Here is a 19,095-nt window from a genome sequence, read left to right on the forward strand (position 1 = left end):
GTGGGAGCGGAAGTGAGGTCGGATTCCCAGGCCGTGGTGGAGGTGTTGGAGGTCGCGTCGGCGGCGAGGCGGTCGCGGGCGACGGTGTCGGCGTACAGACTCCAGCGCATCCAGTCCACGTAAGTGGCCACCGTCTGCGTGTAGTTGTAGCCGCTCCAGATGTACTGGTCGTGCCCGGTGCCACGGTGGGTGAGGAATGCCTTGGGTGCGGGCAGCTCGCCGTAGGCCTGGCGCGCGGAGGAGTACTGGCAGATCGGGTCCTGGTCGCCGTGGACGAACAGCACCTTGGCCTTGACCGCGCTGCTGGGGTTGCCCATGTCGACGCAGGCGAAGGGGACGGCGGCGGCTATCCGGCTGTCCGGCCACGCGGTCAGCAGCCCGTGGGTGGTCATGCCGCCCAGCGAGTGGCCCGCGACACCGACTCCGACGGTGGTGTCGAGGTGCCCGGCGAAGGGGTCGCCGGCCGTGGTGGCGAGGGCGAGGGTGTTGGTGATGACCTGGGAGACGTCCATGGACTGGTTGCCGTTGTAGACGTCCTGGATATTGCCCGAAGTGCCGCTGGAGGTAGTGGGGAAGACGGGGGCGGGGACGACGAATCCGGCCTCGGCCAGGGGGCGGATCAGCGGTGCGTAGCTCTCGGGGTTGCCGCCGAGGCCGTGGCTGAACTCGCAGACGGGGAAGACGCCGTCGGCGATGGGGGCGTTGACGACAGGACTGCCGCCGGGGGCGCCGGAGGCTGGGTAGAAGATCCGGGTGGTCAACCGGCGGTTGCCGCGGCTCCACGCGTACTCCCTCACCCCGATGGCGAAGCGCCGGGTCGGCGCGGCTGCCAGGGACGACGGGGACGACGGGGATGACGGGGATGCGGTCGCCGCGGGGGCGCCGTACGCGTGGACCGCGGCGACGGCTCCGGCCACGCCGAATCCCAGGAAGACGCGCCTGTCGATGGCCATGTTGTTCTCCCTGTCGGAGGGTGCGGGTGGATGGGGGGATGGGGGATGGCTGAGCGTCCGCTCCGGGGGCTACGTGCTGTCAGAGAGCGGAAGTGGCACGTACAGGTAGCAGGTGACTTGTGGCAGGTGGCAGGTGACTTGTGGCAGGTGGCAGGTGGCAGGTGGCGAGGGTCATGCGGGCGCGACGACGAGCGACGCCGCACTCTCGAGCGACGGGCGACGGGCGGCCATGGCCCGGATCTTCGGCGGTGCTGGGGACGGCTCGTGACTGACACCGAAGCAAAGAGCGAGCAACCGTCTCTCGGACCGTCCCGCCGGCCGATCTGACAATTGTTCGGCATTTCGTTCAACGTTCGCGAACTTGAACGGAGAGTAGGTTGGGGCTGATGAGGTGTCAATCACCGGAGGTGACGCCTTACGGTCACGTTGCGGGCGGTTCCGAAGCGCCGTTCGGGTGGGGGCCCTCGAACGAGACCGGTGAAGGCTCGAAACACCATCGAAATACCACCGCCGGAACCATGCGATTCGGGAGGTAGATGCCGGTTCATCGGCGCTCCCCCGAGGCCCCCCTTTCGAAAGTCAACGAATTCGACCTTCCCGGCCCGTTGTCCGAAATCCGCCCTGTCAGCCGATTGCGAGCGCTGCCGACGCGTCGATGAGGGCGAGTTGGCCCGGGCGGGCCCTCCGGGTCCGGGCCTGTTCGACGAAACGGCCCAGGTCCGCGCGGACGGTGGCCGAGTCGATGCGCTTGATCACGGGCAGCGTGGCCCCGACGATCTGGCAGGCGTCGTCGAGGCGCCCGGCACCGGCCAGGGCAATCGCCTCCCGCACCGCGAAGCGGGCCTGGGAGTTGCTGTCCCCCGGGACGGCCGGCCGGCGCCGGCGCTCGGCGGCGAACAGGTCGGCGGCCGACTCGTAGCGACGGAGGCTGAGCATGCAGGAGGCCTCGAGGAGCCGGGGGTTGCCGTTCTCGATGCGCGGACCCCAGTCAGGCGCCGGATCTCCGACGGCCTCGGCGGCGTGGCTCCTGAACCGCTCCAGTGCCTCCCGGCAGGCCCCGGCGTCACCACGGCGCGCATGCCCCTGGGCCGCGCGTCGCGCGGCGTGCGCGCGGATCGCCGGGGTGGCCGCAGGGTGCCGGGACGCCTGGTCGGCGAATTCGATCGCCGCGAAGGTGTCACCGCGATGCTGGGCGATGAACGCCCTGCGGACCAGGGCGTAGGCGGCCACCGTCGCGTCCCCGCCCTGGGTGCCCCAGCGGACGGCGAGACTCGTCCAGCGCAACGCCTCGGCGGGATTCCCCGCCTCTTGCGCCATCCACCCGGTGTATTCGGCGAACCGGGAGGCCAGCAGCCAGATCTGGGCCCGCTGCTCGCCGACGGCCCGCGGACCCGTGTCCGTCAGAACCCGCGTGATCGACTTCATGGAGGCCGTGACGAACCTCGGTCCGGTGGATCTGCCGATGTCCTTCAGCTCCCGCAGAACCCGCTCGTATCCGGCGACCACCGGGCCGGCGTCGACGACGCACTCGGGCCGGGCGGCGCGGCGGCCGGCTCCGGCCAGCTCGGCGAGTTCCCCGCCCGTGCCCAGGGCCGCGTCGCATGCCGCCGCCACAGCGGGCGTCGGGTTGCGCAGCCCGTTCTCCAGATTGCAGATCTGCCCTTCCGACACGTTCGCGCGCCGGGCGAACTCGCGCACACTCCAGCCCCGACGTGCCCGAAGTGCGGCCAGGACGACGCCGAAGTCGCCCGGCGGCAGGCGCGAGCCGGTCGTTTCCCCTGCCGAGGCCGCGTGGGCCGCTCTGTCCGCCGGGTCCATACCGGCCAGCGTACGGAGCGCTGCGGACGCTTTTCAATCCTCGGCGAATAGCCACCGGGCGTTGTGAAGCGCCCCTAGTGTGAGCACGATCCCTACCGTCAAGACCTGCACGAGAGGGGGCAATTGTGCCGCGTATCTTCCTCAGTTTCCGCAAACCGGACTCCCGGTGGATGCGAGACCGCGTCCACCGCGCGCTGGCCGACCGCTTAGGCGCCGACCAAATCTTCAAGTCGGGCCGGTCGATTCCGCCGGGGGCCGATTTCGCCGAGATCCTGCGGCGGCAGGCCGCCGAGTGCGAACTCATGTGCGTACTGATCGGCCCCGGATGGCTCGACGCGCGGGGCGAGGACGGTGTGCGGCTCCTGGACCGCGCTCACGACTGGGTCCGCGTCGAGATCGCGACAGCCCTGCGGGCGGGAAACCGCGTCGTCCCGGTACTTCTGGGTGACGCGACGATGCTCCCCGACGCCTCGGCGCTGCCGGCGGAGATCGCGAAACTGGCACGCCTGCAGTTCCTCCGCGTTCCGGAGACCCATCTGGCGGAAGGGCTGGCGCAGTTGGGCGACGCGGTGACCGCTCTGCTGTCCGACGTCGGCGCCCACGGCGACCCCGCTGACGCACCCGGGCACGGCTCGGCGCCGGCCACCGGTTCGGAGCCGTCGACGACCATGACGGCCCATGTGTCCGGCGGTGGCAGCGCCTATCAGGCGGCCCGTGACCAGACGATCAGGCTGGTGTGAGGGGCGGACGATGGATCATCCCGGAACAGACGGTACTCGTCGGATCGGGCCGTACACGCTGCTCGGACGGCAGCGCACGGTCGGCGGGGGCGAGGTCTCCGCGGCGCGCGCGGACGACGGACCGCTCGTCTCGGTCACGGTCGTAAGACCCGAACTCGCGGCGGCCCCGGAGTTCCGGGACCGGTTCCGCGACGCCGTCGAGGCGGCACGGACGCTGTCCGACGCCTTCCTCGTACCGGTGGTGGATGCCGACGCCGACGGGCCGGTTCCGTGGCTGGCGACCGAGTTCACCGCCGGACTGCCGCTGCGGCAGGCGGTCGACCGGCACGGCCCGCTGTCCGAACCGGCTCTGCGGGTGCTCGCCGACGGCCTCGCCCGGGCTCTGGCCGCACTCCACGGGGCCGGGACGGTCCACGGCGAGGTGAGCCCGGACTCGGTGCTGCTGACCATGGACGGCCCCCGCATCACCGTCCTGGGAATCGTGGGGGTTGCCGTCAGTCCGGCCCCCACACCGGCGGACGACATGTTCGACCTCGGGTCGACCGTGCTGTTCGCAGCTTCCGGAGACGAGCCGGACACCGACGCTCTCCCCGTGTCGCTGCGCGAGGTGATCCGCGGCTGCCTGTACCCGGAACCACCGGACCGTCCCACCGCGGAGCAGCTCGTCGACTACCTGAGGCGCCAGGACCTGCCGGCCCCGGACGGCAGTTGGCTGCCGCCGGCGGTGACCGCCGACCTGGCCGCCGCGACTGCGGCGGTGGGGTCGGCGGCCGCCGGGAGCGTCGGCCGGGGCCCGTTTCCTCCCTCGCCGGCGCCCACCGCCGGCACGGGACTCAGCCGCCGGAAGCTGATCATCGGTCTGGCCGGGTGCACTGCCGTACTCGGTGGAGCGGCGGCGGCACTCGCCTTGTCCGGTGACTCGACACCGGCACCCGACCGGGCCGGCGGTTCCGAGGCCACCGCGCGGCCGGCCTCTCCGTCAGGCACGCGGTCCAGGTCCGCCTCGTCCGCGCCGCCGTCTGCCGCGGACGGTCCGGAACCGGTCGTCCTGGCCGGGCCCGACGCCACCAAGGCATGGTCGGGCACCGGGAAACATCCGCCCACCTGCCTGGAGGCGTCCGACAGGGTGGTCATGGTGGTCACGGACACCGCCACGTCCTTCCTGGACGCCTCCACCGGGAAGTCCGTGTTCCCCCAGCTGAACACGACCAACGACTTCGGAACGACCAGCCTCAAGTACCCGACGGCGTACGCGGACGGAGTGTTCTACCTCCTCTGCGACACACCGAGTCGGTCAGGCCTGCTTGCGGCGTTCGACGCCACCAGCGGGAAGGCCAAGTGGGCGACGAAGATGGCCGACGTCGATGCCGGCGGCACGCGTACGGCGATGTACCTGAGCAACTACGTGGCGGTCTCGGGCGCCACGGTGTACGTGTGCGGGCAGGTGCGCGAGTTGGACGGGGAGTTCTCGACCAAGTCGGCGAGCACCGGCTACATCCGTGCGTTCGACGCGGCGACCGGCAAGGGACTGTGGCGGGTCAAGGGCACGGACATCAACAACGTGCTCGTGCCGCCCGCCGGTTCTCATCTGCTGGCCACCTCCTCCGTTCCGGACAGGAAACCCGGCCGGGTCCAGATGATCGATGCCGGCAGGAAAGGCGCCCGCGGCTGGAACGTCTCCGTCCCGCACGCCGCGTTCTACTTCAACCCGGGCTGGCCGCTGACGTGCTACGCCGCCGGGCTGTTCCTGTTCGCCGGCGGCAACGGCGACACGCTGTTCGCCGTCGACGCCGCCACGGGCAGCGAGAAGTGGCATCAGCGCTTCGAGGCGAAGAGCGGGGACCAGGTCCAGATCGGCGCCCCGTTCTCCAGCCTGGACGGCACTGCCGTATACGTACCGGTCGGCAGCGACCTGGCCGCACTGGCCGCGGCCGACGGCACTCCCCAGTGGGTGGCGCGGCTCGACGGGGCCGGCGACATGGGCGGTTCCAACATGTTCAACGCCTCCCTCAGGATCTCCGGCAAGAGCGCGCAGTGTTCGGCCGACACCGTCTTCGTCACCGACGCCGCCAAGACGCTGTGGGCCATCGACGCGACAACCGGCAGGGCCCGGTGGAGGTACGGCGACCCCGGGCAGCCGGACGTGGGGTTCCTTTGGACGGTGGGCGGCGACCGTGTGTTCATCGCCTCCCACCTGACACTGACCGCGATCGCGGCTCACGGGCGGTAAGGGACAAGGAGAAGACATGGAGACGAGTGTGGAACTCGCCGGCCTGGCATCGGCGGCCGCGGCACGCCTGATCGACCTGCTGGCGACGGACGGCTGGGCCGCGGTCAAGTCCTCGGTCCTGTCGCTGTGGCGGTCCGCGCACCCGGAACGCGTGGAGGAGGAACTCGCCGATGCGCGCGGCGAGTTGCTCCAGGCACAGCAGACGGGCGACGGCCAGGAGCTCCAAGGGCTGCTGGTCGCCGAGTGGCAGGCCCGCATCGTCCGGCTGATGGCCACCCGGCCGGACGCCGTCGAGGAGCTGCGCGCGCTGTTCGGCGAGGAACCGCGCCCTGCCGGAACCACGGAACAGCAGATCACGGGCTCGACGACGCTGGAGGCGCACGTCCGCGGCGGCGACGCGTTCCTGGCCGGCCGGGACATGACCGTCACCAGAGGCGGACAGGCGTGACGGAACGCGGCACCGGTGCCCCGCCCCCCGACGGCCCGCCCCTCTGGCAGCCGAAGCGGCAGGAGGCGAGCGCGACCGGCGGCGGCAGCGTCTTCCAGGCCGGCCGTGACCTGCACGTTCGCCTCGGCGACCAGGGGCGCCGAACGCTGCCCGGCCCCGGCGCCGACACAGTGCTCTGCCCGTACCCGGGCTTGGCCCCGTTCGGCACGCGGCACAAGCAGTGGTTCCACGGCCGTGAACGCATGGTTCACCTCGTGTGCGAGCGCATGGACGCCCGGATGCGCGAGGGCGGCCCGCTGGTGCTGATCGGCCCCTCGGGAGCAGGGAAGTCGTCCCTGCTCGCGGCCGGGGTCCTGCCGGCCCTGGACGACGGCCGGCTCCCGGTGGCCGGTTCGAGTACCTGGCCGCGGCTGCTGCTGACCCCGACGGCGTCCCCGGTCCTGGCACTGGCGGCCGCCGCCGGGCTCGACGCCGAGACCGCCCGGCGCACGGCACCGGCGTGGCGGGCCGATCCCGCACACTGCCTCGCCGAGCTGCGCGAGATCACCGGAGCCGGCGATCCGTTGCCCAACGGGGAGTCCCCCTCCGCGGGCCTGGTCGTCGTGGTCGACCAGTTCGAGGAGGTCTTCACGGCCTGCGGCGACGAGACCGAACGGCAGTGGCTCATCGACGTGCTCGACCGTCTGGCCCGGCCCACGGGCGGCGCGGTCGTGGTGCTGGGAGTGCGCGCGGACTTCTACGCCGCGTGCACGGCCCATCCGCAGCTGCGGGCGGCGCTGCGGGCCGGACCGGTCCTGCTGGAGCCGATGACGGAGGACGAACTCAAGGACGCCATCCGCCGGCCGGCCGGCAGCGTGGGACTCGACGTCGAAGACGGCCTGGTCGAGCTGCTGCTGGCGGATCTGGGCGCGGTCGGGGGACCGGTCGGTACGGGCGCCGCGGGCCGGCTGCCGCTGCTCGCGCACGCACTGCGGGCCACCTGGCAGCAGCGCCACGGCCACACGCTCACCGTGGACGGATACCGCGTCACCGGCGGTATCCAGGGCGCCATCGCCACCACGGCGAACAGGCTCTACGACACCCTGCCGCCGCCCTGTCACGAGGCCGCGCGGTGGGTGTTCCTGCGGCTCGTCATCGTGGGACGCGACGCCGACGACAGCCGTCGGCGTGTCCGGTACGACGAACTGCTGCGTCACGCGCCGGACCGGGAAGCGGCCGTCAGGGTCCTGGACGACTTCACCCGTGGCCGGCTGCTGACCCGGGACCAGGACACGGTGGTGATGACACACGAGGTGCTCATCCGCGCGTGGCCCAGGCTCCGGGACTGGATCGAGCACGACCGCAGCGGCAACCTCGTACGACAGGACCTGGAGGAGGCGGCCGCGCTCTGGGAAGAGGCCGGCCGGGAGGCGGGCGCGCTGTACCGCGGCAACCGCCTGGAGGCCGCCCTCGCCTGGGCCGACACGCACGGGCCGGAACTCAGTGCCTCGGCCGGGGCGTTCCTGGCGGCCGCACGCCGACACCAGCGGCGCGGGCAACGGCTCCGGCGTGCCGCCGTCGCCACCATCACCGCCCTGGCCGTGGTCGCCTCGCTGGCCGCGGTGTTCGCCTTCCGGCAGGAATCCCGTGCCCGGTCCGCCGCCGCCGAGGCCCTGCAGGCCCGCGACCAGGCCATCAACGCCGCCGTCACCTCCGCCTCCGTGCAACTGGCGCGGACCGATCCCTCGCTGGCCGCTCAACTCGCGCTGACGGCTTACCGCATGGACCCGACCCCGGAGGCGGCGTCCCGGCTGATCTCGACCGAGAACACCCCGCTGGCCACCCGGCTTCCCGGCCCGCGGGGCGCGGTGTTCACCGTTGCCTACAGCCCCGACGGGCACATGCTGGCGGCCGGGAGCGTCGACCGGAACCTCGTCCGGCTGTGGGACGTCTCCGATCCCGGCCGTCCGGTGGCGCTGGGCCGGCCCGTGCCGGTGGACCGTTCCGTCAACTCGGTCCGGTCGCTCGCGTTCAGCCCGGACGGCCGGGTGCTGGCCGTCGGCGGCCACACCAGCAACAACGGTGACGGCGGCTCCGGCGGCTTCGTCGACCTGTGGAGCCTGACCAGCCCCAGCCACCCGGTCCTGCTCGGCCGGCCGAAGAGCCCCGCCGTTCAGGGCTGGGACGCCGCGACCGCCGTCGAATCGCTGGCGTTCGGTCCCGACGGCCGTACCCTGGCCGCCGGATGGCGCGCCGGAATCGTCAGCCTGTGGAACGTCACAGACCCCGACGACGTCCACCCCGTAGGAGCGCCGCTGAACCTCGGCTGCCCCGACGTCTTCTCCCGTCGCATCGCGTTCAGCCCCGTCGGGCACACCCTGGCCGCCGCCTGTGACGACGACGCCGGCACCATCCGCCTGTGGGACACCACCGACCCGGACCACCCCGGCCGCGGCCGCTCCCTGAAGACCGGGAGCCGCGTCCACTGCCTGGCGTTCAGCCCCGACAGCCACACCCTGGCCGCCGGGTCCGGAGACAGCACGGTCCACCTGTGGAAGATCGCGGACGCGGACCGCCCCACCCCTCTGGGCAAGCCCCTGAAGGGTCCCACCCAGCCCGTCATGTCGGTGGCGTTCAGCCCGGACGGTCACACCCTGGCCGCCGGCAGCGCCGACCGCACCATCCATCTGTGGAACGTCACCCACGCCCGGACCATCGGCCTCCTGGGCCGGCCGCTGACCGGTCCCGGCGACGCGGTGACCGACGTGGTGTTCAGCCCGGACAGCCGCACCCTCGCCGCCGGGAACACCGACGGCAACGTCGACCTGTGGAGTCTGCCGCCGACACGCGTCGTCGGCGGCGGCGGCAACGTGGCATCCGTGGCGTTCAGCCCCGACGGGCGCACCCTGGCCGCCGGGAACCAGAACACCACCGTCTCCCTGTGGAACACCGCCGACCCCGGCCACCCCGCTCCCCGCGGCGCTCCGCTCACCGGACCCGAGAAGCCGGTCGACGCCGTGGCGTTCAGTCCGGACGGGCGCACCCTGGCCGCGGGCGACGGCGGCGGCACCGTCACGTTGTGGAACACCGCCGACCCCAGCCGTCCCGTTCGCCTCCGTGAGTCCCTCACCGGAGCGGGCGGGCCCATTTTCTCCCTGGCGTTCAGCCCCGACGGGCGCACCCTGGCCGCGGCCGGCGACGACGAGTTCGGCCGCATCGCCCTGTGGGACGTCAGCGACCCGGCACAGCCCGGCTCCCGGCCCGACATCTCCAATTCCCACACGTCGTCCGTCTTCTCCCTGGCGTTCAGCCCCGACAGCACGATGCTGGCGGCGGGCGGCGACGGCAGCAACGGCACCGTCGGACTGTGGAGCACGACGGACCCCGGGGTCCGCATCGGTGAACCGATACCGACCGCCACCAGCACCTGGGTGGCGTTCAGCCCGGACGGACGCACGCTCGCCACCGGGAACAGCCGCGGCACCATCACCCTGTGGAACGCCACCGACCCCCACCACCTCACGCGCAGGGGCAGTCCCCTGACCGTTCCCGGCGGCAGCCTGTGGTCGGTGGCGTTCAGCCCGGACGGGCGCACCCTCGCGGCGGCCGGCCACACCGACGACGGCACCATCAGCCTGTGGAACGTCACCGACCCCGACCACCCCACACCCATCGGCCGGCCGCTGACCGTGCAGACCGGGATCGTCGCCGTGCTGGCGTTCAGCCCGGACGGTCACACACTGGCCGCCACCACCGACGACGGCGTGGCCACGCTCTGGGACCTGAACGTCGAGTCCGCCATCGGCCGTATCTGCGCCGGGAGCCGGGGCGCCCTCACCCGGCAGCAATGGAGCCGATACGTTCCCCAACTGCCCTACGACCCACCCTGTGCGACCGCCTAGCCTCCCTCCCTCGTGACGACGCGTCGGATGCGTCGGCGGGCCGCTTCGGCCGTCCGGCCGGCCACGGACAGGTCCCGAGGGCCGGCCGTCCGGCTCTCCGGGCCGACAGCCCGCGCATACCTTTCTCCCCCATCCTTGCTTTCCGTCCGCTTTTTCAGGTCTTTACCGTGCTGAAATGCATCTCGACCGGGTCTCAATTCACTTGTCCGGCACGTGGATTGCTGTCGGCGGGCGCCTCACCGGCCAGAACTCGGCCAAGCCTGTGTGATGATCACAGGGGGGGGCTGAAAGGAGTGCCCCCCGAACCGACCATTCGGAGGAGGGGGAATGAAGAGAACGCAACGGAAGTCACGCCGGAGAACGCCGTTCGGGCTTCTCGGCAGCACGGCGCTCACCGTGGCGCTGACCATGCTCGGCTCGACGGCCGTCACCGCCACCGCGCACGCCGAGACCGGCGCGGAGGAGACGGTGACCGTCAGCGAGCGCGGGCAGGCCGTCGCGGCCTGGCGCACCGGCGGCCGGGCCACCCGCACGGCGGCCGAGGCGGCGCTCGTCGGCTCGGACGCGGAGGTGCACGCGTTCCTGGAGACCGGGCTGCGCATCGCGACCGAGGAGGACGAGCGCTTCCAGGTCCTGCGGCTGCTGAACTCCCAGGGACCCGGCGTCCGGCAGGCCGCGCAGCAGGCGCTGGCCGGCACCGCCGCCGACGTGCACGGCTTCCTCACGACCGGCTGGCAGGCCCCGTACGGGGACGACCTGCGCGTGGCCGTACTGCGGGAGATGAGCACCGGCGGCAGGGCGGTGCGGACCGCCGGGCAGGCCGCCCTGGACGCCGGCACCCCTGAAGCCCTGGAGAAGTTCCTCGCCACCGGCCTGCCGCGGGCGACCGCCGAGGACGAACGGGTCGAGCTGCTGGCCATCATGCAGGTCGGCGGCGCACGGGTGCAGCAGGCCGCGCAGGAGGCGCTGGGCGGCACCGCCGCCGACGTGCACGACTTCCTGGAGACCGGCCAGTACACCGCGCGCGCCCGCGACGAGGAGATGAGCTCCGTCGCCGAGCTCGCGCAGGTCGCCAAGAGCGCCGGCGACCGGGCGAAGAAGGAGACCGAGGCCGCCAAGGAGGCGTCGGAGCGCGCCGTCCAGGCCGCCAAGCTCGCCAAGGAGGCCGCGCAGCGCGCCGCTCAGGAGACCGCCGCCGCGCGGGACTCCGCCGAGAAGGCCACCCAGGCGGCGGGCCGTGCGGCCGACGCCGCCACCGCCGCCGCGAGCGCGGCCCGTACCGCGATCCAGGCCGCCAACACGGCGACCGCGGCGGCCCGTACGGCGGCCAACGCGGCCTCCGCCGCGGCTTCCGCGGCCGCCGCGGCGGGCGCGGCGGCGGCCCGTGCCTACAACCAGGCGACCGCCGCCTCCAAGGACGCCGGACAGGCCGCCGCGGCGAAGGCCGCCGCGCAGGCCGCCCGGGACGCGGCCTCCCGGGCCCGCACCGGAGCCGCCGCCGCGCTGAAGGCCGCCGAGGCCGTCGCGGAGGCCGTGACCTCGGCCCGGGCCGCCGCGAGTGCGGGCGCGCACGCCGCCGCCGCCGCGACCGCCGCCGCCGAGGCCGGCCAGTACTCGAACGTCTCCGCCGCCGAGTCGCGCCGCGCCGCGACCGCGGCGGCCCAGGCCCGTGCGGCCGCGGCCACCGCCGACCGGGCCGCCGCCACCGCCGAGGGGCTCGCCGCGAAGGCCGCCACTGCCGCCCGCGCGGCGCACACGGCGGCCAACGACGCGGCCGAGCACGCCGACGCCGCCGCGGCGGCGGCCGAGGAAGCCGCCGCGCACGCGGGCGAGGCCATCGACTACGCCAACAAGTCGACCGCGCACGCCACCGCCGCGCAGGCCGCCGCCACCGTGGCCTCGACCGCCGTGGACAAGGCGCGCGCCATCTTCGACGCCGCCCGCGCCACCGAGACCGCCCGGCTCCAGAACGAGAAGGAGGAGGGCATCCTCTCCGCGGAGGAGACCAAGCGCGAGGAGGACGCGGAGCAGGCCCGGCTGCACTGGGAGGAGGTCGAGGCGCAGCAGCGGGACGCGGAGACCCGCACCCTGCTGGCCGAGGCGACCGCCGACGGGGTGGACCCCGCCGTGGCGGCGGTCAAGGGCCGCAAGGCCGCGCTGCGGCTGCTGACCTCCGGCGGGCCCTGGACGGTCCGCGCGGCCGAGGACGCGCTGTCCGGCAGCGACGACGACGTGCGCACCTGGCTGGCCTCCGGCCGTGCCGTCGCCGAGGAGCAGGACGACCGGGCCCGCGTCGCCGGGCTCGCCGACAGCGGCATCACCGGGATGAAGGACCCCGCCGAGGCCGCGCTGGCCGGCACGCACGCCGACGTCGTGCGGTTCCTCGACGTCGGCCAGCACACCGTCCAGGCCGACGACTACCGGGTGAAGGTCCTGGAGATCGCCGACGCCGGAGGCACCGCCGTCAAGCGGGCCGCCGACGAGGCCATCAACGCCGGGACCACCGAGGCGCTGCGCGAGTTCCTGGCGACCGGGCAGTACTCCGCCCGCGAGGAGGACGACCGCCTCGCCACCCTGAATCTGCTGGAGACCGGCGGCCCGCAGGTCAAGGCCACCGCCGAGGTCGCGCTCGCCGGCCCGACCTGGATGCTGCACGACTTCGTCGCCGGGGTGCAGTACCGCTCCGCCAAGCTCGACAACGACGCCGCGGCCCATGTGGCGGGCGTCCAGAAGCTGATCGCGGGCGCCGCCCGCACGGCCGCCCTCGCCCAGCAGAACGCCGCCCTGGCGGCCGAGGCCTCGGCCAAGGCCCGCAACGCGGCGGAGGAGGCCGCCGGTTACGCACAGCAGGCCTCCGACTCCGCCAAGAAGGCCCAGGGGTACGCGGACGACGCCGCTCAGTCCGCGCGGGAGGCCGACGCGTCCGCCGCCAAGGCCGCCGAGTCGGCTCGTCTGGCCAGGAACGCGGCCGACCAGGCGAACACCGCCGCCACGTCCGCGACGAAGTCCGCCCACCGGGCCGCCGCGTCGGCCGCGCAGGCCCGCACCTACGCGTCCCTGGCGTACGCCTCCGCCGAGCGGGCCCGCGCCGCCGCCATCGCGGCCGCCAAGGACGCTGCCGAGGCCGCCCTGGCCGCCGCCGAGGCGCTGGCGATCTCCGCGCGGAAGCAGATGGAGGACGACCTGGCCCGCCGTGAGGCCGACGCCCCGCCGGGCGGCGAGGGCGCCGGAACCGTGGACGCGCTGGAGGAGTACGAGAACGGCGTCTTCCTGCTGGACTTCGACGGCACCTGCTACCTCAACGGCGTCGCGCTCCCGGACACCCCGGGCATCGGCTCCTGCAAGCAGCTCGCCGCGGACTTCGACGACTGGATCGGGGACTGGGCCGGGAACATCTTCTGGGACCAGCTCAAGAACCGCGACGACGCGGGCGCGATCCTGCTGGCCGCGTACTGCAACTACGAGGACACCCGGCCCTTCATCGGCCACAGCAACAAGGGCAAGTGCGGCCCGGAACTGCTGAAGCTGCTGGAGCCCGCCTACGGCAGCATGGTGGCGCCGTACTACCTGGAGGGCGGCGTCGGCTCCGGCCTCGCCAAGCTGTTCAAGAGGTTCGGCAAGAAGCTCGGCATCAAGGTCAAGCCGCCGATGAACGGCCTGGCGCACAACCGGGCGCTGTTCGAGCAGTACAAGGACATCCTGCTCAAGGACATGGCCAAGCCGTCGGTCAGCAACTCGGATCTGGCCCGGCACGTCGACTACCTGTTCCGGGCGAACGCCAAGATCGGCAACGGCAGCACGGCGGCGGCGGTCCGTTTCGAACTGTCCACCGGTGGCCGGGTGGGCGGGGCCAGTCACTCGCAGAAGGCCCGCGACTCCATCGCCTACCTGCAAAAATGGCTCACGAACAACCCGACCGCCAGCGCGAGCGACCGGTCGGTGGCGGAGCAGCTGATCCGCGACATGACCAACGCACTGAACGGAAAGTGATGCCGACCCCCGACTGGTTCCGTCATCTGCTCGCCGTCAGCGACGTGCTGGCGGACCGCGACCGCGCCGAGATCACGAGCTGGCGGGGCGGCGCGGACGACACCGCCGACGAGGACGACGTGCCGCCGCTCTCCCTGCGCCTGGCGGCGCTGGCGACGGCCTTCGCCGAACGGTCCGCCGAGCTGACGCCCGAGCGGACCGCGGAGATGTTCCGGATCCTGGAGGAGGTCCAGCGGTCGGGCGGCGAGTACGACCGCACGGCCGTGGCCACGGGCTTCTTCGAGGCACTGCTCAACGCCTGGGACGAAGGGTTCGCCCTCCAGGCTGTCTGGGTGTACATGGGCCCCGAGTCGCGGGCCCACTGCCTGGCCTGGAACAGGTTCGCCGGCATCGACTCACCGGACTGGATGCGCTGACCGGCGCACCGGACCGGCGAACGGCCCCGGAGGGGGAACCCTCCGGGGCCGTTTCGCGTCGGTGCGGGCGGCGGTGATCAGCGGATGGCCGCACCGAAGGCCTTCGCGGTGAGGGCCAGACCGTCCGAAGTCCGTGATCGGGGTCGCGGTGGACAAGGGACAAACGCGGACGCGAAGGCCGCCTTTCGTTTCTCGGCGCATTTCCGTGCAGCGGGGAAAAAGGTATCGAACACTCACCCGGTCGACGACCCTCGACACCCCCGCCATGAATTCCCCCGATCCTTGTCCACGCATTGGCGGCCCACGGGAACGGAATATGACGCACCGGTGAACCGGCACCGGCCGACAGGCTCAGGCCGGGCGGGCCGCACCCGCACCCGCACCCGCACCCGCACCCGCACAGGAAGCGAAGCCGGCGCACGTGCCCTTCACGACCACAAGGTCAATACTTCCGGCATGGGGACATGACCCGAGCCCGAACGGAGACATCGGGCACACTTGACGTGACATCACAGAAGTCCGCGGAACACCGGGATCAACAACCGCCCACACCATGTCCGACCTGCGGTGACGCAGGTCAATGACGTACCCGCTGAGATCTGATGGAGGTACCCATGAGGATGCTCATCAATGTCCCCGAAACCGTGGTCGCCGACGCTTTGCGAGGAATCGCGGCGGCGCACCCCGAGCTGGTCGTCGACGTGGAGAACCGGGTGATCGTACGGCGGGACGCGCCGGTCGCGGGGAAGGTGGCGCTGGTGTCCGGGGGCGGCTCGGGGCACGAGCCGCTGCACGGCGGGTTCGTGGGGCCGGGGATGCTGTCGGCGGCGTGCCCGGGGGAAGTGTTCACCTCGCCGGTGCCCGACCAGATGGTGCGCGCGGCGGCGGCCGTGGACAGCGGGGCCGGGGTGCTGTTCGTCGTGAAGAACTACACCGGTGACGTGCTGAACTTCGACATGGCGGCCGAACTCGCCGAGGACGAGGGTGTCCAGGTGGCCAGGGTGCTGGTCGACGACGACGTCGCGGTGACCGACAGCCTGTACACCGCCGGCCGGCGCGGTACCGGTGCCACCCTGTTCGTCGAGAAGATCGCGGGTGCCGCGGCCGACGAGGGGCAGCCGCTGGAGCGGGTGGAGGCCGTCGCCCGGCAGGTGAACGAACGCTCCCGCAGCTTCGGGGTGGCCCTCAGCGCCTGCACCACCCCGGCCAAGGGCAGCCCCACCTTCGAGCTGCCGGACGGCGAGCTGGAGCTCGGCATCGGCATCCACGGGGAGCCGGGGCGCGAGCGGCGGCCGATGATGACCTCCGGGGAGATCGCCGATGTCGCCCTCGACGCGATCCTGACCGACCGGTCGCCGCGCGGTCCGGTGCTGGCGCTGGTCAACGGCATGGGCGCGACCCCGCTGCTGGAGCTGTACGGCTTCAACGCCGAGGTGCAGCGGGTGCTCACCGAGCGCGGCGTGGCCGTCGCCCGCACGCTCGTCGGCAACTACGTCACCTCCCTCGACATGGCCGGTGCCTCGGTCACCCTCTGCGAGGTCGACGAGGAACTGCTGCGGCTGTGGGACGCGCCGGTGCGTACGCCGGCGCTGCGCTGGGGCATGTGAGAAGCGGGACCAGACGCTCGACCCACCCACCACGCAAGGAGATCACGTGCTCGACGCCGATTTCTTCCGCCGCTGGATGGCGGCGACGGCCGCCTCCGTGGACCGTGAGGCGGACCGGCTCACCGCCCTCGACTCCCCCATCGGCGACGCCGACCACGGCAGCAACCTGCAGCGCGGCTTCGCCGCGGTGACCGCCGTGCTGGACAAGGAGGCTCCCGCGGCCCCGGGCTCGGTCCTGACGCTGGCCGGCCGGCAGCTCATCTCCACCGTCGGCGGCGCCTCGGGACCGCTCTACGGCACGCTGCTGCGGCGTACCGGCAAGGCGCTCGGGGACGCCGCCGAGGTGAGCGCCGAGCAGCTGGCCGAGGCGCTGCGCGCGGGGGTGGAGGCGGTGATGCGGCTGGGCGGGGCCGCACCCGGCGACAAGACGATGATCGACGCGCTGGTCCCGGCCGTGGAGGCGCTGGACGAGGGGTTCGGTGCCGCCCGGGCCGCCGCCGAGCGGGGCGCCGAGGCGACGATCCCCTTGCAGGCCCGCAAAGGCCGGGCCAGCTATCTCGGCGAACGCAGCATCGGGCACCAGGATCCCGGCGCCACCTCGTCGGCGCTGCTGATCGCCGCTCTCGCCGAGGCGGACGGGGCGTGAGCGGGAGTGGAGGGGCGTGGGGGGACGACAGGGGGCGAGCAGCCGATGAATGACGACACGGGCGGGACGCCGGTCGGGATCGTACTGGTCTCGCACAGTGCCGAAGTGGCCGCTTCGGTGGCGGAGTTGGCGCGCGCCCTGGCTGGCGGCGGCACGGCGGTGCCGGTCGCCCCGGCGGGGGGCGCGGCGGGCGGGGGGCTCGGTACCAGCTCCGAGCTCATCGCTGCCGCGGCCGCGTCCGTGGACCGGGGTGCGGGGGTCGCCGTGCTGACCGATCTGGGCAGCGCCGTCCTCACCGTCAAGGCGCTGCTGGCCGAGGGTGACGAACTTCCGGAGGGGACGCGTCTCGTGGACGCCCCGTTCGTGGAGGGCGCCGTGGCCGCGGTGGTCACGGCCGCGGCCGGGGCCGACCTCGACGCGGTGGAGGCGGCGGCCACGGAGGCGTACGACTACCGGAAGCGGTGAGGCGTGCCGGGCAGCCGCGGCTCGGTCGGCTCCTCGGCGATCGCGGGGACGGCGATGCCCTTGTCCGGCTTCATCTCGCGGTCTCCGCCGGGGTGGTGACCGGGGAGAGGCCGCTCGTGACGGTTTCCGGGCCGAAACGCTGCCGGTAGGCCGAGGGCGTGAGTCCCGTCTCCCGGCGCAGCAGGATGCGGAGGTTGGCCGGGGTACCCAGTCCGCTGTTGCGGGCGACGGCGTCGATGCGGGTGTCGCCGCGTTCGAGGAGGCGGCGGGCGAGGGTGACGCGCTGCGCGGTCAGCCACGCGTTCGGGGTGGTGCCCAGCTGGGTGCGGAAGCGCCTGTGCAGGGTGGTGGCGCTCACGGCGGCCTCGGCCGCGAGGTCGGCGACGGTGAGGGGGGTGTCGAGTCGCTGCTGCGCCCAGGCCAGCAGGGGGGCCAGGGACTCGTCGGGCAGGTCGGGCAGGGGTCGTTCGATGAACTGCTTCTGTCCGCCGTCGCGGTGGGCGGGGAACACGAGGCGGCGGCTGATGGTGTTGGCGGTTTCCGCGCCGTGGTCGCGGCGGATGATGTGCAGGCCGAGGTCGAGTGCGGCGGCGCTGCCCGCGGACGTGAGGATGCCGCGGTCCTCGACGAAGAGCACGTCGGGCTCGACGCGGACAGCGGGGTAGCGGGAGCGGAGCAGGTCCGTGCACTGCCAGTGTGTGGTGGCCCGGCGGCCGTCGAGCACACCGGCTTCGGCCAGGGCGAACGCGCCGGTACAGAAGGAGACCAACCGGGCGCCCCGCGCGTGGACGCGGCGTATGACGTCCAGTACGGCGGGGTGTCGAGGGTGGGCGACGTCCGGTCTGCTCGGGATGATCAGGGTGTCGGTGGCCTCGGCGGCTTCGAGTCCGGCGGTTTCGGTGAGAGTGAAGAAGCGGTCGCGCATGACCGTGCGGTCGCCCGGCGTGCAGAGCGCGAACTCATACAGTTTCCGGCCGAGTTCGGGCCGCGGGAGACCGAAGAGTTCGGTGGCGCAGCCCAGTTCGAACGGGTTGGTGTTCTCGTCCACGAGGACCGTCACGCGGTGCGGGCGGAGCTCCGCGTGACGTTGGAAGGATTCTTGCGGCATACGCCACTTCTACCACTCACACCTGCTTTCGACGGCGGTGAAGGATGAGCTCTCGGCACACGGGCTCTCCCCGCACTTCTGCGGGTGTCAGGCCTGCCGCCCCTCCGGCGTCACCTCCCTCGAAAGGAAACTGTCCATGCATCAACTTCAGGACGAGTCCGCCGCGGCAAGGATCACGACGGGTCCGCCTACGGCCGCTGCACGGAGAAGGACGGCCAAGCCCTCAGGGCGACGACGGCGAGTGCGGCTGACCGCGCTCCTGCTCGCCCTGCCCGGTGCGGTGGCTGCCCCGCTGCTCACCGCACAGCCGGCAGCGGCAGCGACCGGCGGGACACTGTGCGTCTGGTCGGCGGCGGACGGCGCCGCCCCCTGGAGCGGAGGGACCTCACCCGGGCAGATCGTGCCCTGCGAGGCCGGAACCACCACCGCCGAGGAGGCGTCGGACCCGCCGAACCCGTCCCTGGGGGCCGCCGGGCCTGTGGTCGACCTCGACGACGCCCTGTCGCAGGTCTGGGGCGACCCCGAGCTGACCGACCTCCAGAAGATCCTGACCGTGCAGTACCTGAGGAACAACTGGGCCGCGGCGGCCGGCCTGGAGGCCAATGCCCGCAAGGCGCTCGCTGACGCCTACGCCGCGGCCGCTCGCGGTCTGTGAAGCCGCGTCGTCCGCGTGTCCCGCCGTTCCCGATCGGCGGTGGACGGGCCCAGCCTGATCGTCGAGCCGGCGCCTCGCCCTCATCGTGAGCGCCCAGGACACCCGGCTCTCCCTCTTCGACTGTCCGACCCTGAAGGG

General features: G+C 72.9%; 13 protein-coding genes. 10 read left to right on the forward strand and 3 right to left on the reverse strand.

Annotated features, from left to right (window positions below):
- Window positions 1-953: alpha/beta hydrolase family protein (locus tag ACSLTV_RS33640; RefSeq protein WP_432139853.1), on the reverse strand; the 953-nt coding region annotated here is incomplete at its 3' end.
- A gap of 624 nt (window positions 954-1,577) precedes the next feature.
- Window positions 1,578-2,771, reverse strand: a complete 1,194-nt coding sequence (locus tag ACSLTV_RS33645; protein ID WP_432139854.1) for a helix-turn-helix domain-containing protein — start codon at window positions 2,769-2,771, stop codon at window positions 1,578-1,580.
- Between the two features lie 125 nt (window positions 2,772-2,896).
- Here ACSLTV_RS33645 and ACSLTV_RS33650 point away from each other — a divergent pair, with 125 nt between their 5' ends.
- The 9 genes from ACSLTV_RS33650 (at window position 2,897) to ACSLTV_RS33690 (ending at window position 17,194) form a co-directional block, all read left to right on the forward strand.
- On the forward strand, window positions 2,897-3,511 hold the full coding sequence (locus tag ACSLTV_RS33650) for a toll/interleukin-1 receptor domain-containing protein (protein ID WP_432139855.1): 615 nt from the start codon (window positions 2,897-2,899) through the stop codon (window positions 3,509-3,511).
- A 10-nt stretch (window positions 3,512-3,521) separates the two neighbouring features.
- Window positions 3,522-5,741 (forward strand): PQQ-binding-like beta-propeller repeat protein, encoded by a 2,220-nt coding sequence (locus ACSLTV_RS33655; protein ID WP_435613514.1) that lies wholly within the window; start codon window positions 3,522-3,524, stop codon window positions 5,739-5,741.
- A 16-nt stretch (window positions 5,742-5,757) separates the two neighbouring features.
- A complete protein-coding gene (locus tag ACSLTV_RS33660; protein ID WP_432139857.1) occupies window positions 5,758-6,189 on the forward strand; it encodes a hypothetical protein in 432 nt (143 codons plus the stop codon).
- Window positions 6,186-10,070, forward strand: coding sequence for an nSTAND1 domain-containing NTPase (locus ACSLTV_RS33665; protein ID WP_435613515.1), 3,885 nt, complete (start codon window positions 6,186-6,188; stop codon window positions 10,068-10,070). Before ACSLTV_RS33660 ends, ACSLTV_RS33665 begins: the two co-directional genes overlap by 4 nt.
- A gap of 327 nt (window positions 10,071-10,397) precedes the next feature.
- On the forward strand, window positions 10,398-14,060 hold the full coding sequence (locus ACSLTV_RS33670) for an ALF repeat-containing protein (RefSeq protein WP_435613516.1): 3,663 nt from the start codon (window positions 10,398-10,400) through the stop codon (window positions 14,058-14,060).
- Complete coding sequence (locus ACSLTV_RS33675) at window positions 14,060-14,476, forward strand: DUF7674 family protein (protein WP_432156716.1); 417 nt, start codon at window positions 14,060-14,062, stop codon at window positions 14,474-14,476. Before ACSLTV_RS33670 ends, ACSLTV_RS33675 begins: the two co-directional genes overlap by 1 nt.
- A 614-nt stretch (window positions 14,477-15,090) precedes the next feature.
- Window positions 15,091-16,083 (forward strand): dihydroxyacetone kinase subunit DhaK, encoded by a 993-nt coding sequence (gene dhaK / locus ACSLTV_RS33680; RefSeq protein ID WP_432139861.1) that lies wholly within the window; start codon window positions 15,091-15,093, stop codon window positions 16,081-16,083.
- 46 nt (window positions 16,084-16,129) lie between these two features.
- The gene (gene dhaL / locus ACSLTV_RS33685) at window positions 16,130-16,729 is read left to right on the forward strand and encodes a dihydroxyacetone kinase subunit DhaL (protein ID WP_435613517.1); all 600 of its coding nucleotides are present in this window, start codon (window positions 16,130-16,132) and stop codon (window positions 16,727-16,729) included.
- Between the two features lie 45 nt (window positions 16,730-16,774).
- Window positions 16,775-17,194, forward strand: a complete 420-nt coding sequence (locus ACSLTV_RS33690) for a PTS-dependent dihydroxyacetone kinase phosphotransferase subunit DhaM (protein ID WP_432139863.1) — start codon at window positions 16,775-16,777, stop codon at window positions 17,192-17,194.
- Window positions 17,195-17,264: 70 nt separating this feature from the next.
- Here the strand turns inward: ACSLTV_RS33690 and ACSLTV_RS33695 are convergent, their stop codons facing one another.
- Entirely contained in the window at window positions 17,265-18,302 is a 1,038-nt protein-coding gene (locus ACSLTV_RS33695; RefSeq protein WP_432139864.1) for a GlxA family transcriptional regulator, read from the reverse strand.
- Between the two features lie 241 nt (window positions 18,303-18,543).
- Between ACSLTV_RS33695 and ACSLTV_RS33700 the strand changes: the two genes are divergently transcribed.
- Window positions 18,544-18,957, forward strand: a complete 414-nt coding sequence (locus tag ACSLTV_RS33700; RefSeq protein WP_432139865.1) for a hypothetical protein — start codon at window positions 18,544-18,546, stop codon at window positions 18,955-18,957.
- The last annotated feature ends 138 nt before the right edge of the window (window positions 18,958-19,095 follow it).

This window comes from Streptomyces sp. bgisy159 (genome assembly GCF_965341775.1).
In the GTDB taxonomy this organism is placed as follows: Bacteria; Actinomycetota; Actinomycetes; order Streptomycetales; family Streptomycetaceae; genus Streptomyces.